This is a genomic window from Spectribacter hydrogenoxidans (genome assembly GCF_031846275.1).
GTDB lineage: Bacteria > Pseudomonadota > Gammaproteobacteria > Nevskiales > Salinisphaeraceae > Spectribacter > Spectribacter hydrogenoxidans.
Genome location: NZ_JAVRIB010000001.1, coordinates 264,179 through 277,025 on the forward strand (window position 1 = coordinate 264,179; position 12,847 = coordinate 277,025).

General features: G+C 64.2%; 12 protein-coding genes. 7 read left to right on the forward strand and 5 right to left on the reverse strand.

Annotated features, from left to right (window positions below):
• The first annotated feature begins 180 nt into the window (after positions 1-180).
• From RM532_RS01235 to RM532_RS01245, 3 genes are read left to right on the forward strand one after another with little or no spacing between them, the layout of a single operon-like run.
• Positions 181-1,134: an amidoligase family protein gene (locus RM532_RS01235; RefSeq protein ID WP_311651279.1), complete on the forward strand. Its 954-nt coding sequence runs from the start codon at positions 181-183 to the stop codon at positions 1,132-1,134.
• Complete coding sequence (locus RM532_RS01240; RefSeq protein WP_311651280.1) at positions 1,113-1,808, forward strand: gamma-glutamyl-gamma-aminobutyrate hydrolase family protein; 696 nt, start codon at positions 1,113-1,115, stop codon at positions 1,806-1,808. The genes RM532_RS01235 and RM532_RS01240 overlap by 22 nt, the downstream gene beginning before the upstream one ends.
• Positions 1,793-2,563 (forward strand): glutaminyl-peptide cyclotransferase, encoded by a 771-nt coding sequence (locus RM532_RS01245; RefSeq protein WP_311651282.1) that lies wholly within the window; start codon positions 1,793-1,795, stop codon positions 2,561-2,563. Before RM532_RS01240 ends, RM532_RS01245 begins: the two co-directional genes overlap by 16 nt.
• Here RM532_RS01245 and RM532_RS01250 read toward each other — a convergent pair.
• From RM532_RS01250 to rpmH, 5 genes are read right to left on the reverse strand one after another with little or no spacing between them, the layout of a single operon-like run.
• Positions 2,538-2,786, reverse strand: coding sequence for a hypothetical protein (locus tag RM532_RS01250; RefSeq protein ID WP_311651283.1), 249 nt, complete (start codon positions 2,784-2,786; stop codon positions 2,538-2,540). The genes RM532_RS01245 and RM532_RS01250 overlap by 26 nt on opposite strands.
• Before the next feature lie 20 nt (positions 2,787-2,806).
• A complete protein-coding gene (gene mnmE / locus RM532_RS01255; protein ID WP_311651284.1) occupies positions 2,807-4,138 on the reverse strand; it encodes a tRNA uridine-5-carboxymethylaminomethyl(34) synthesis GTPase MnmE in 1,332 nt (443 codons plus the stop codon).
• An 18-nt stretch (positions 4,139-4,156) separates the two neighbouring features.
• Positions 4,157-5,872, reverse strand: coding sequence for a membrane protein insertase YidC (gene yidC, locus RM532_RS01260; RefSeq protein WP_311651285.1), 1,716 nt, complete (start codon positions 5,870-5,872; stop codon positions 4,157-4,159).
• A complete protein-coding gene (gene rnpA / locus RM532_RS01265) occupies positions 5,865-6,254 on the reverse strand; it encodes a ribonuclease P protein component (protein ID WP_311651286.1) in 390 nt (129 codons plus the stop codon). Before rnpA ends, yidC begins: the two co-directional genes overlap by 8 nt.
• An 8-nt stretch (positions 6,255-6,262) precedes the next feature.
• Positions 6,263-6,397: a 50S ribosomal protein L34 gene (rpmH, locus tag RM532_RS01270; protein ID WP_311651287.1), complete on the reverse strand. Its 135-nt coding sequence runs from the start codon at positions 6,395-6,397 to the stop codon at positions 6,263-6,265.
• A gap of 181 nt (positions 6,398-6,578) precedes the next feature.
• Between rpmH and dnaA the strand changes: the two genes are divergently transcribed.
• The 4 genes from dnaA to gyrB all read left to right on the forward strand — a co-directional run bounded on the left by dnaA (position 6,579) and on the right by gyrB (position 12,821).
• On the forward strand, positions 6,579-7,883 hold the full coding sequence (gene dnaA / locus RM532_RS01275; RefSeq protein WP_311651288.1) for a chromosomal replication initiator protein DnaA: 1,305 nt from the start codon (positions 6,579-6,581) through the stop codon (positions 7,881-7,883).
• Positions 7,884-8,137: 254 nt separating this feature from the next.
• Positions 8,138-9,238 carry a DNA polymerase III subunit beta gene (dnaN, locus tag RM532_RS01280; RefSeq protein ID WP_311651289.1) on the forward strand — a complete coding sequence of 367 codons (1,101 nt, stop codon included), beginning with the start codon at positions 8,138-8,140 and terminating at the stop codon, positions 9,236-9,238.
• Between the two features lie 20 nt (positions 9,239-9,258).
• Positions 9,259-10,344 carry a DNA replication/repair protein RecF gene (gene recF / locus RM532_RS01285; protein WP_311651290.1) on the forward strand — a complete coding sequence of 362 codons (1,086 nt, stop codon included), beginning with the start codon at positions 9,259-9,261 and terminating at the stop codon, positions 10,342-10,344.
• A gap of 59 nt (positions 10,345-10,403) precedes the next feature.
• On the forward strand, positions 10,404-12,821 hold the full coding sequence (gyrB, locus tag RM532_RS01290) for a DNA topoisomerase (ATP-hydrolyzing) subunit B (protein WP_311651291.1): 2,418 nt from the start codon (positions 10,404-10,406) through the stop codon (positions 12,819-12,821).
• Positions 12,822-12,847: the final 26 nt, after the last annotated feature.

Consider the following 12,847-nt stretch of genomic DNA (forward strand, 5'->3'; position numbering starts at 1 on the left):
CGTCACTGGGTAGGATCAGGTCGCTCACTCTAACGAAGCCCCGGAGTTTTAGAAACCGCCAGATCGGGTGGTTGCGCTACCATCGCGACTTTCCTGTCCACATCCGGAGACGCCGCCGTGTCGACCAGTCAGCCAGCGGGGCTCGCGCCCGCAACGCCCGAACACTGGCGGGCACCACGGATGGACAACGAGCATGGCCAGCCCCGCCGGGTGGGGGTGGAGCTGGAGTTCTCCGGACTGGGCATCGAGGCGATCGTGCGCATCGTGAAGTCGGTGCTTGGCGGCGAGATCGATCCGATAAGCCCCTACGAGTACAAGGTGCGCGACACCGCGCTCGGCGATTTCGGCGTCGAACTGGATTACGCCTACCTGAAGAAGCTGGGCCGCCGCGACCAGCCGGCCGCCGACATCGAGCGGCTGTCCGAGGATCTGCTGGCGGCGGTGGCCAAGCAGGTCGTGCCGTTCGAGATCGTCGGCCCGCCGGTGCCGATCGAACGGCTGGGCGAGCTGGAACCGCTGATCGCGGGGCTGCGCAAGGCCGGTGCCCGCGGTACCGACGATTCGCCCATCTACGCTTTCGGCCTGCATCTGAATCCGGAGCTGCCGGGGCTGGATGCTGCCACTATCCATGCCTACCTGCGCGCCTTCGCGGTGTTGTTCGACTGGCTGCAGAAAGTCTCGCGGGTGGACATCTCGCGCCGGGTGTTCCCCTACATCCAGCCGTTTCCCAAGGCCTACGTGGATCGGCTGCTGGAAACCGGCACCCCGAACCTGGCCGAACTGATCGACGATTATCTGGCCCACAACCCCACCCGCAATCGGGCGCTGGACATGCTGCCGCTGTGGCGGCATCTGGACGCAGCGCGCGTGGACACGGCGATCGACGATCAGCTGGTGAATGCGCGACCGACCCTGCATTACCGCCTGCCCAACTGCGAAATCGAGAATCCCGACTGGCAGCTGCTCCAGCCCTGGCAGCACTGGCTGGCGGTGGAACATCTGGCCACCGATCCGGCCACGCTGGACCAGGCCTGCGCCGCCTATCGCGCCCACCGCGACAAGTGGCTGTCGGGTCTGGTGGGCAACTGGGCTGATCAGGCGGGAGAATGGGCGTGGGTACCCGACGCCCCCTGATCGCCGTGACCGGGCCCGACGGTCGTGCGGTACCGGCCTGGTGGTTCACCCGCCTGGCGGTGACCCGTGCCGGCGGCCGGGCAGTCCGGCTGACACCGGACCGGCCGGGCCGCGAAATCCACCCGGACGCGGTGATCATCGGCGGCGGCGAGGATATCGCCCCGGCACTCTACGATGCGCTCGGCTCGCATCCGCCGACCGCGCCGGATTCAGGCCGGGATGCGTTTGAACTGGGGGTGATACAGGCCTCGCTGACCGCCGGCCGGCCGCTGCTGGGCATCTGCCGCGGGGCGCAGCTGATCAACGTCGCCCTGGGCGGCACCCTGTATCAGGATCTGCGCAGCCGACGCCGGAAAACCTGCAACCGCCGGCGGCTGTGGCCCTCGAAGCGGGTGCGGCTGGACCCGGGCAGCCAGCTCGAGAATATTATGAATACCACCACGGTATCGGTGAACAGCCTGCATCATCAGGCGGTGGCCAACCCGGGCACCGGGCTGCGGATCACCGCCCGGGATGACGATGCCATTGCCCAGGGCATCGAGGCCGATAGCGGCCGGTTCTGCATCGGCGTGCAATGGCATCCCGAGTACCTGCCCTGGCAGGCCCGCCAGCAGCGGCTGTTCAGGGCCCTGGTCACCGCCGCGGCGCGAAGGTCGACATGCACCGCGGCCTGATTGCGCTGCTGGGGCTGGCCCTGGGCCTGGCCGCTCAGGCCAGTCCAACCCAGTACACGGTGGAACTGGTGGACAGTTATCCGCACGACCCCGAGGCCTATACCCAGGGCCTGATCTGGCACAACGCCCATTTGCTGGAAAGCACCGGCCGCTACGGCGAGTCCACCCTGCGACGCGTGGCACTGGACAGCGGCGATGTCGAGGACTCGGTATCGCTGGACCGCGATCACTTTGGGGAAGGCCTGGCCCGGATGGGCGACCGCCTGATCCAGCTAACCTGGAAAGCCGGGCGCGGACTGATCTACGACGCCGACACGCTGGAACGTCTTGGTCGCTTCGACTATCCCGGCGAGGGCTGGGGCCTGACCTACGACGGCGAGCATCTGATCATGAGCGACGGCTCGGCCGAACTGCGGCGGCTGGATCCGCACAGTTTCGAGGAGCAATCCCGGCTGTCGGTGCATGTCGACGGCCAGCCGATCAACCGCCTCAACGAACTCGAGATGGTGGACGGCCAGATATGGGCCAACGTCTACAGCACCGACCTGATTGCCCGCATCGATCCGGCCACCGGCGCGGTGGTAGGCACGATCAACGCAGCACCCCTGCGCGAGCACCTGCCCGCCGGCTACAAGGTGGATGTGTTCAACGGCATTGCCCACGATCCGGACACCGGACGCATATTCGTCACCGGCAAGTACTGGCCGCGGCTATTCGAGATCCGGGTGGTCAGCGCTGGCGCTTCAGAAAAATGATCGCCGCTGCCGGAATGTGGATCACCCCGAACCCGACGGTGAAAGCCAGCCATGCAGGGCGATCCGGCAGGGCGTTCATCGCGATCAACCCGGTGCCCAGACCAGTAAAGGCCAGCAGGCTGCGCACCACCACGGCCTGCCCGATACTGCGAATGGTGCCCTGCAGGCGCCAGTGGGCGTAGACCGTAGCCACAGCTCCCAGAATCAGATCGATGAACAGCATGGCGGAAGTCTACCGGACCGCTACTTACCGATGCAGAAACTGGAGAATATCTCCCCCAGCAGGTCCTCGCTGGAGACCGCGCCGGTGATCATGCCCAGTTCCTGCTGAGCCAGGCGCAGTTCCTCGGCCAGCAGCTCTCCGGCGGCATGCTCGTGCAACTGGGTCTGCCCCCGCGCCATGGCGGTAGCGGCCCGGTCCAGCGCATCGAGATGCCGGCGACGGGCGAGAAATTCGGGTTCGCCCGTGCCCAGTCCCGCCTGTTCCCGCAGCCGGGCCAGCAGTGCGTCGATGCCCTCACCGCGGGCTGCGGACAGGCGCAGACTGCCGTCAGGCAGCGGCCCCGGCTCGCGGCCGCTGAGATCACACTTGTTGCGCAGGCGGATCACCGGCCGGGTTAGACTATCCAGCCCGGCCGGCAGCTCGTCGGCATCGTCGTCCCGGTCATCGGTGATCACCAGCACGCAGTCCGCCTGCTCGGCCTCCTGCCGGGCCCGGCGCACACCCTCGGCCTCGATGGTGTCCTCGGTATCCCGCAGGCCGGCGGTGTCCGCCAGATGCAGGGCCAGCCCGTCGATGTGCAGGGTCTCGCGCAGCACGTCGCGGGTGGTGCCGGGGCGGTCGGTGACGATGGCGCTGTCGCGGCCGGCCAGACAGTTCAGAAGACTGGACTTGCCCACGTTGGGCGCACCGAGAATGGCGATGCGCAGGCCCTCGGCCAGGGCTGCGCCGCGGCCGGTTTCGGCCCGCAGACTCAGCAGCTCGCCAGCCAGACGGTCAAGCTCGTCGACCACGTGGTGCTCAGCCAGGAAATCGACATCGTCGTCAGGGAAATCGATGGCGGCCTCGACATGCACCCGCAGGCGTAGCACGCCCTCGGCCAGTGCCGCCACCCGCCGGGAGAATGCCCCGGCCAGGCTACGGGCGGCGGCCGCCGCAGCCTGACGGCTGCCGGCGGCGATCAGATCCGCCACCGCTTCGGCCTGGGCCAGGTCCAGCTTGCCGTTCAGAAACGCCCGCTGGGAGAACTCGCCAGGATTGGCCAACCGGGCGCCCAGCCCGAGGGCGCGAGCCAGCAGAGATTCCATCACCGCCGGGCCGCCGTGGGCCTGCAGCTCCAGCACGTGCTCCCCGGTGAAGGAGGCCGGCGCCGGGAAGTACAGCACTAGACCGCTGTCGATCAGGCTGCCGCCGGCATCGCGGAAATCGGCGAGCTGGGCCCGGCGTGGTGAGGGGCAACGGCCCAGCCATTGCCGGGCGATTGCGGGAACATCGGGGCCGGACAGCCGAACTACCCCTATGCCGCCCCGGCCCGGCGGGGTGGCGACGGCGGCGATGGTGTCCAACTCGGGCACGCCGTTGGCCGGAAGCGGTTACCCGCTGGCCTGACCCAGGCCCTCTTTGTCGAGCTTGCGGTAGATGTACCACTGCTGACCGATCGAGAGCAGGTTGTTGGTGAACCAGTACACCACCAGCCCGGCCGGGAAGAAGGCGAAGAACACCGACAGCGCGATCGGCATGATCTGCATCATGCGTTGCTGCATCGGGTCCATGGTCATGGACGAGGCCGACAGCTTCTGCTGGGCGAACATCGTCAGGCCGAAGGCAATGGGCAGGATGTAGTAGGGATCGGGACTGGACAGGTCGTTGATCCACAGCATGAAGTCGGCATGCCTCAGTTCCACCGATTCGTGCAGTACCCAGTACAGGGCGATGAACACCGGCATCTGCACCAGCAGCGGCCAGCAGCCGCCCAGGGGATTGAAGCCCTCCTTCTTGTAGAGGTCCATCATCTTTTCCTGGAGCTTCTGGCGGTCATCGCCGTACTGCTCTTTCAACTGCTGCATGCGCGGCGCGAACTTGCGCATGCGCGCCATCGCGCGGAACTGGGTTTCCGAGAGCTTGTAGAACGCCAGCTTGATCAGCACCGTGAGCAGCACGATCGACCAGCCCCAATTGCCAACCAAGTCGTGCAGCTTTTCCAGCACCCAGAACAGCGGGCTGGAAAGAAACGTGAAGATGCCGTAATCCACCGTCAGCACCAGCCCGGGTGCGACGTCCTCCAGCCGGTCCTGGAGCTTCGGCCCGAGGAATAGCTCGGTGCTGATGGTGGTGCGCTGCCCGGGTTCGACCACCCGCTGGGCGCCCACGTACCCGGCCTCGAAGCCCGGCGCGGTCGAACCCGGGACGGCCTTGGCCTTGGCGTAGAGGCTTACCGACTCCCCGGCCGGCGGGATTATCGCCCCCAGGAAGTAGTGCTGCATCACCGAGACCCAGCCGCCTTCCTGGCGCTGTTTCAGCGGTTCCTCGGGGAGATCCTCGGCAGCCACCTTCTCGAACCGGTAGCCGTCAGCATCGGCCTTGGCCTCGTGCCAGCCCACGCCCGTGAAACTGTAGGCGAACGGTGCCTCCTGGCCATGATCGAAGGGCGTGCGCCACAGCCGGGCATACGGACTGACGGTCCATGCCTGGCCGCCGTTGTTGCGTACCTCGTGGGTCAGTCCGATGCGGTAATGGCCACGCTCGAACCGGTAGACCTTGGTCACCTCGCGCCCGTCGGCACCAGTCCAGGTCAGTGGTACCTCGAGCGTGTCCTGATTCGGGCCCAGCTCATAGCGGTCGCGATCGCTGCGGTAGGTGGCGCGATGGTCGGGGGCATCCCCGGATTCCACCAGCAGACCGCTCTGAGCGATGAAGAAGTTGGGCGCCTCGTCGTTGAGCAGCACCAGATCGCTGTCGTCTTCCCCGCTGACCGGCACGCCGATCAGCCGCATCCGACGGATATCGCCGCCCTGGGTATCGATCACCACATCGAGGGTGTCGGTAATCACCCGCACGGTCGATCCCGAAGCCAGGCCGGCGGCAGCGCGGTCGGCACCGGGCTCGCGCGCCGGTGAGCTCTCATCCGGGGCCTGTGTGGGCGCGTCGCTGATATCGGGCAGATCGTTGTCGGCGCTGCGGTTGACCGATTCCGCCGGGGTGCTTTCCGCCGCCCGGCGCTGATCCGCGTAGTCCGCCTCCCAAGCCTGGTAGAGGAAAAAGCCCAGCACACCGAGCGCGCAGAGAAGCGCGAAGCGCAGATTATCCATGGTCCGGTTCGATCCTTTGCGCGGTGGCGTAGCTTTGTTGGCTACGGAGCTTGTGCCAGTGCTGCGTCAGGCTGTCGAACAGCTGGCGGCGAGTGCGACGATGCGTGGCCTGCCGGGCCAGCACCACCACATCGACGTCGGGCAGATCGGCCGCAGCATGGCGGAAACTTTCCCGCACCGCGCGCTTGATGCGGTTGCGGTCAACCGCGCGTTTGGCGCGACGCTTGGAAATGGCCAGGCCTAGCCGGGGGCGGGCTGCCGGTGACGGCGCCCAGATCACCACGAAGTCGTCGTCGGCCTGACGGTGACCCCGCGCGAAAACCCGCTTGAATGCGCTTGCATTGCGTAGCCTGGAGGTCGGCCGCAGCCGTGCCGTGGGCAATCCGACGGCTACGGAACCAGACGCTTTCGGCCCTTGGCCCGTCGACTGGCCAGCACGGCACGACCGTTCTTGGTCGCCATGCGGGCGCGGAATCCGTGGGTGCGCTTGCGGCGCAGATTGCTGGGCTGGAATGTGCGTTTCATTGGCGGTAACCGGGGCGCTGGGGCCGCGTGGATGACGAGCGGCCGCGCAGTTTAGCCCCTGGCCCCGGTGCTTTCAAGCAACAGCGCCGGGCTTGTGGATAACTGCGTCGCTCTAATGTAGTGTCGTGTCGCACCGGCAGCCGCAACGCCGGGTATCACGCCATCTCGGGGAGGCAAGGGATTGACCGAAAGCCTGTGGCAACGCTGTCTATCGCAACTGGAAAGCCGGCTGTCCGAGCGCGACATCAACATGTGGCTGCGACCGTTGCAGGCGGTGGCCACCGATCACGGCATGGATCTGCTGGCCCCCAACGAACTGGTACGCGAGCAGGTTGACCGCGAATACCGCGGCGTCATCGAGTCCATCCTGAGCGGCATCGGCGGCAATGCCTCGCAGGTACGGGTGAGTGTTGGCGGTGGCGAGCGCAGCGCGCGTGCCGACGCGGCGCCGGCCATGCGCGGCTTTCGCAGCAATCTCGATCCCCGGTATACCTTCCAGTCATTCGTACAGGGCAAATCCAACCAGATTGCCCGGGCCGCCGCGGAACAGGCCGCCCTGCCGGAGAACGCCGCCTACAACCCGCTGCTGATCTACGGCGGGGTGGGTCTGGGCAAGACCCATCTCATGCACGGGGTGGGCAATCGCATGCTGGACCTGAACCAGCGGGCGAAGGTGGTCTACGTCCGCTCGGAGCACTTCGTCAACGAGTTGATTACCGCGATCCGGCACAACCGGATGGATGACTTCAAGGCGTTCTACCGGTCGGTGGACGCCCTGCTGATCGACGACATCCAGTTCTTCGCCGGCAAGGACCGTTCGCAGGAGGAGTTCTTCCACACATTTAATGCCCTGCTGGAATCGAATCAGCGCATCGTGCTGACCTGCGATCGTTTCCCAAAGGAAGTAGAGGGCCTGGAGGACCGGCTCAAGTCCCGCTTCTCATGGGGGTTGTCGGTGGCCGTTGAGCCACCGGAACTGGAAACGCGGGTGGCAATCCTGATCGCCAAGGCCGAGCAGCACGACGTTGTGTTGCCACAGGAAGTGGCCTTCTTCATCGCCAAACGGGTGCGCTCGAATGTGCGGGATCTCGAGAGCGCACTGCACCGGCTCACCGCCACCGCCAAGTTCTCCGGTAGCCCGATCACCATCGATTTCGCCAAGCAGGCACTGCAGGACATGCTCGCGGTGTACGACCGGCTGGTCACGCTGGAAAACATCCAGCGCACCGTGGCGGAGTACTTCAAGATCCGCATCCATGACCTCAACGCCAAGAAACGCAGCCGATCCGTGGCTCGTCCGCGGCAGATCGCCATGGCACTGGCCAAGGAGTTGACCAACCACAGCCTACCCGAAATCGGCGCCGCCTTCGGTGGGCGAGATCACACGACCGTGCTCCATGCATGTAGGAAAATCAAGGAGTTACGGGAATCAGAGCCGCGTCTGGACGAGGACTACAACAACCTTGCGCGGACCTTGACGAGTTGATCCTGTGGATAACCCCGGTACAACCGCTGACGTGTTCAGAGTGATCCCCGGACCGCGATATTCGTCCACAGGGCGCACACAGGCTGTACGTGCCGGGTCCGAGTATTTAGCAACAGGGTTGTCATTGGTTGAGAACGTTGTTTTAAAAGGAAAATGTTGGGATATCCAACGCAGAAGCCGGGCACTATGACTACTACTACTAGCTTTCTTTTACTTAAACCTAATAGTCAACGGAGCGAGAGAGGGGACACCGCATGAAGTTCACGGCCGAGCGGGAATCATTACTGACGGCTCTGCAGGCGATCGTCGGCGTGGTGGAGCGACGTCAGACCATGCCGATCCTGTCGAATCTGTTGCTCAAGGTGGAGAACAACCATCTGACCCTTACCGCGACCGACCTCGAAATCGAACTGGTGACATTTCTCGACGCGGAGGTCAGCCAGCCGGGCAGCACCACCGTCCCGGCTCGCAAGTTACTGGATATCGTCCGGGGACTGCCGCCCCAGGCGGATATTGCCGTCTCGATGGAGGAGCAGCGGGTTCGCGTTAGCTCCGGGCGCAGCCGGTTTGCGCTGTCGAGTCTTCCGGCCAATGAATTCCCCTTTCTCGACGAGATCGAAACCGGCCAGTCACTGACGCTGGCACAGAAGGTCCTCAAGCGGTTGATCGATCGGACCCAGTTCGCCATGGCGCATCAAGACGTTCGCTACTACCTCAACGGATTACTCCTGGTGCTGCAATCGACGGGGCTGCGAGCGGTTGCCACGGACGGCCATCGGCTGGCGCTGTCCGATGCCGATGCCGAGACCGGCATGGATGAATCGCGGCAGGTAATCGTGCCGCGCAAGGCGATCACCGAACTGCAACGCCTGCTCGGGGATGTCGACGGCGAAGTCCGGGTCACCCTCAGCGACAATCACATGCAGGTGGTGCTGCCAAGCCTGTGTTTTACCACCAAACTCATCGACGGTCGCTTCCCTGATTACGAACGGGTTATCCCCGAGGTAGGCGACAAGCGAGTTGTGGGAGACCGGGAACTGGTGCGTCAGGCATTGTCGCGTACCGCGATCCTGTCGAACGAGAAGTTCAAGGGCGTGCGGCTGTCGCTGGACGAGAACCGCCTGAGTCTGCAGGCGCAGAATCCCGACCAGGAAGAAGCCGAGGATGAGATCGAGGTGGTCTACGATGGCGCCCCGCTGGAGATCGGCTTCAATGTCAGCTATCTCCTCGAGGCCCTGGGGGCGATGTCCGGCGAGTCCTTCTCGCTGGAGCTGACCGGCCCGGACAGCAGCGGTTTGCTGCGTGACGAGAGCGACCGGTCCAGCCAATATGTCGTGATGCCCATGCGGCTGTAGCGCTCGGGCGACCCCGGGCCATGCAACTTCAGCGTCTGCGGGTGCGGGACTTCCGCTGCCTGCCGCAGGTCGGCATGACACCGGCGCCGGGGCTCAACGCCATCACCGGGGACAATGCCTCGGGCAAGACCTCTCTGCTTGAGGCGATTCATCTTCTCGGCCGCGGCCAGACCTTCACCGGCGTGACCGGGGATCGGCTGATCCGGGAGGGGGCATCGGCGTTCACGGTGGTCGGGGATTTGGTCGACAGCCGGGGCAATAACCATCGTATCGGTGTAGGACGGCAGTCAGCAGAGACGCGGTTCCGGCTTGATGGTCGTGATGCGCCGTCCCGTCTCGCTCTGGTCGAACAATTACCCATACAGATCATCGACCCGAATCTTCATCGCCTGGTCGAGGCGGGTCCGGATCAGCGCCGTCGATACTTGGATTGGGGTGTGTTCCACGTGGAACATGGCTTCTTTGAGGCCTGGCGGCGCTATCGTCGGGCCCTTCGACAACGCAACGCGGCGCTGCGGCGTGGTGCCGACCTCGCGACCGTGGTCGCTTGGGACCGGGATCTGGTGGAGGCCGGCAACGCGGTCGATGCTTGTCGCCGGGGTTATGTCGACACGCTGATGCCGGTTCTGAAAGGTATCGTCACCGATATCCTCGGAGAGTTCGAGCTGACACTGTCGTACCACCCGGGATGGGCGGTGGGCGAGGATTTCAGCGACGCGTTGATCCGCGGTCTGGATGGCGACCAGCGGGCCGGATTCACGCATGCGGGCCCGCATCGCGCGGATCTGCGCATCCGGGTGGGTCACAGCCGCGCCCGGGACTGGGTGTCCCGGGGGCAGCAGAAGGTGATCAGTGCCGCGATGTTGCTGGCCCAAGCCGTGCTCATGATTGAACGCCGAGGCATCCAGCCGGTGCTGCTTATTGATGATATTGCTGCCGAACTGGGTGAACCGTATCGCCAGGCATTACTGGAACGTATTGTCGATAGTGGGGTACAGGCGTTCGTGACCTTTCTCGACCCTGGCCTGATCCCGACCGGTGTGGCCTGCGGCGGGATGTTCCACGTGGAACATGGGGTGGTTCATGCCCGTGGTGGGAGGGGGTAGCGTGGTATCATTTACCGGTTAAACGCGCCTTGTCGCGCCTGAAAGCAACGGATGATTCCATGGCCGATTCCAACGGTTACGACTCAAGCAGCATCAAGGTCCTTAAGGGGCTGGAGGCGGTCCGCAAGCGCCCCGGGATGTACATCGGTGACACCGACGACGGCACCGGGCTGCACCACATGGTGTTCGAGGTGGTGGACAACGCCATCGATGAAGCACTTGCCGGCCATTGCACCGAGGTCCAGGTCGCCATCCATGCCGATCAGAGCGTCACCGTTACCGATGACGGCCGCGGTATTCCGGTGGATCAGCACGAAGAAGAGGGCATGTCGGCCGCCGAAGTGATCATGACCATGCTGCACGCCGGCGGCAAGTTCGACGACAACTCCTACAAGGTCTCCGGTGGTCTGCACGGGGTCGGCGTGTCGGTGGTCAATGCACTGTCCGATCATCTGGCGCTGACCATCTACCGTGACGGCAATATCTACGAACAGCACTATCGCATGGGTGAGCCGGTCGGCCCGCTGACTGCCACCGGTACCACCGAACTGACAGGCACGAGGATCACGTTCCACCCCAGTTCGGAAATCTTCACCAATATCGAGTTCCATTTCGACATACTGGCCAAGCGCCTGCGAGAGCTGTCCTTCCTGAATTCCGGTGTCCGCATCCGGCTGACGGAGGAAGCCCGCGAGCGGGATGTGGTGTTCGAATTCGAGGGCGGCATCCGGGCATTCGTCCAGGCGCTCAACGAGAACAAGACGCCCCTGCATACCGAGGTTTGCCATTTCACCCTGGAACGCGACAGCGTGGTGGTCGAGGTGGCCATGCAGTGGAACGACTCATACCAGGACAGCGTGTTCTGCTACACCAACAACATCCCGCAGCGGGATGGCGGCACCCATCTGGCGGGTTTCCGCGGCGCGCTGACCCGAACCATCAACGGCTATATCGAGACCGAGGGCCTGGCGAAAAAGGAGAAGGTCTCGCCTACCGGCGACGACGCCCGTGAGGGGCTGACGGCCGTGGTGTCGGTCAAGGTGCCGGACCCGAAATTTTCCTCTCAGACCAAGGACAAACTGGTCTCGTCGGAGGTCAAGGGCATTGTCGAGTCGATCACCGCGGAAAAGCTCGGTGATTTCCTGATGGAAAACCCGCGGGATGCCCGGGTGATCGGCGCCAAGGTGGTGGATGCTGCCCGTGCCCGTGAAGCTGCCCGCAAGGCACGCGAGATGACGCGGCGCAAGGGTGCGCTGGATATCGCCGGTCTGCCCGGCAAGCTCGCGGACTGCCAGGAAAAGGATCCGGCCCGCTCGGAACTGTTCCTGGTGGAGGGCGACTCTGCCGGTGGCTCGGCCAAGCAGGGCCGTGATCGCCATAACCAGGCGATTCTCCCGCTGAAAGGCAAGATCCTCAACGTGGAGAAGGCCCGGTTCGATAAGATGCTGTCATCCGTGGAAGTGGGCACGCTGATCACTGCCCTTGGCTGCGGCATCGGTCGCGATGAATTCGATCCGGCCAAGCTGCGTTACCACCGCATCATCATCATGACCGACGCGGATGTTGACGGCTCGCATATCCGCACGCTCCTGCTCACCTTCTTCTACCGTCAGATGTTCGAGCTGGTCGAGGGTGGCCATATTTATATCGCGCAACCTCCTCTTTATAAAGTAAAAACAGGAAAACAGGAGCACTACGTTAAGGACGACCGCGAGCTTGATGAATATCTGCTCCGCATCGCCCTGAACAAGGCCGAGTTGCGGGTGGCCGCCGACACGCCGCCGATCAGCGAACAGGCTCTCGGTGATCTGGCCCAGCGCTACACCGGCATGCTAGACGATATCCGCCGCCTGGCGCGTCGTTACGACCAGACCACGTTGCGGGAAATGACCTATCTGCCGGCGCTGACCACTGATGCCTTCGCGAACTCCGACGCTCTGGCCGACTGGGCCGGGCAGTTGCAGGAACGCCTGGACCGACTGGCCGATCCTCGCCATCGTTACGAAGTGGTGTGTAATCCGGCCCGTGAGGGCCACCCGTTGAATCTCCAGGTCACCCGATACAGTCACGGCGTGCCGCATGAATTTGTCTGGCACGAGGATTTCTTCGCCGGCCGTGAATATCAGCGTATGGCTGCGCTCGGCGCGGAATTGCAGACTCTGATCGGCGAAGGCGCCGAAATCCGCCGCGGTGAACGGGCGCAGTCGGTGGAAACCTTTGAACAGGCCTATGAATGGTTGTTCGCAGAGGCCCGGCGCGGCCAGCACGTCCAGCGTTACAAGGGGCTGGGCGAGATGAATCCGGAACAGCTATGGGAAACCACCATGGATCCGGATGGTCGCCGCCTGATGCAGGTCCGTATCGAGGATGCGGTGGCAGCCGACCAGATATTCACCACCCTGATGGGCGACCATGTAGAACCGCGACGCGCTTTCATCGAGAAAAACGCACTTCTGGTGTCCAATCTGGATGTTTAGCCGTTCTGATCCACCACTAGATTATT

Excerpts from the sequence above, each read along its gene's own strand:
- dnaN (WP_311651289.1), top strand. The coding sequence starts at position 8,138 with ATGAAGTTCACGGCCGAGCGGGAATCATTACTGACGGCTCTGCAGGCG.
- yidC (WP_311651285.1), bottom strand. The coding sequence starts at position 5,872 with ATGGATAATCTGCGCTTCGCGCTTCTCTGCGCGCTCGGTGTGCTGGGC.
- rpmH (WP_311651287.1), bottom strand. The coding sequence starts at position 6,397 with ATGAAACGCACATTCCAGCCCAGCAATCTGCGCCGCAAGCGCACCCAC.
- recF (WP_311651290.1), top strand. The coding sequence starts at position 9,259 with ATGCAACTTCAGCGTCTGCGGGTGCGGGACTTCCGCTGCCTGCCGCAG.
- RM532_RS01250 (WP_311651283.1), bottom strand. The coding sequence starts at position 2,786 with ATGCTGTTCATCGATCTGATTCTGGGAGCTGTGGCTACGGTCTACGCC.
- gyrB (WP_311651291.1), top strand. The coding sequence starts at position 10,404 with ATGGCCGATTCCAACGGTTACGACTCAAGCAGCATCAAGGTCCTTAAG.
- RM532_RS01235 (WP_311651279.1), top strand. The coding sequence starts at position 181 with ATGGACAACGAGCATGGCCAGCCCCGCCGGGTGGGGGTGGAGCTGGAG.
- RM532_RS01245 (WP_311651282.1), top strand. The coding sequence starts at position 1,793 with ATGCACCGCGGCCTGATTGCGCTGCTGGGGCTGGCCCTGGGCCTGGCC.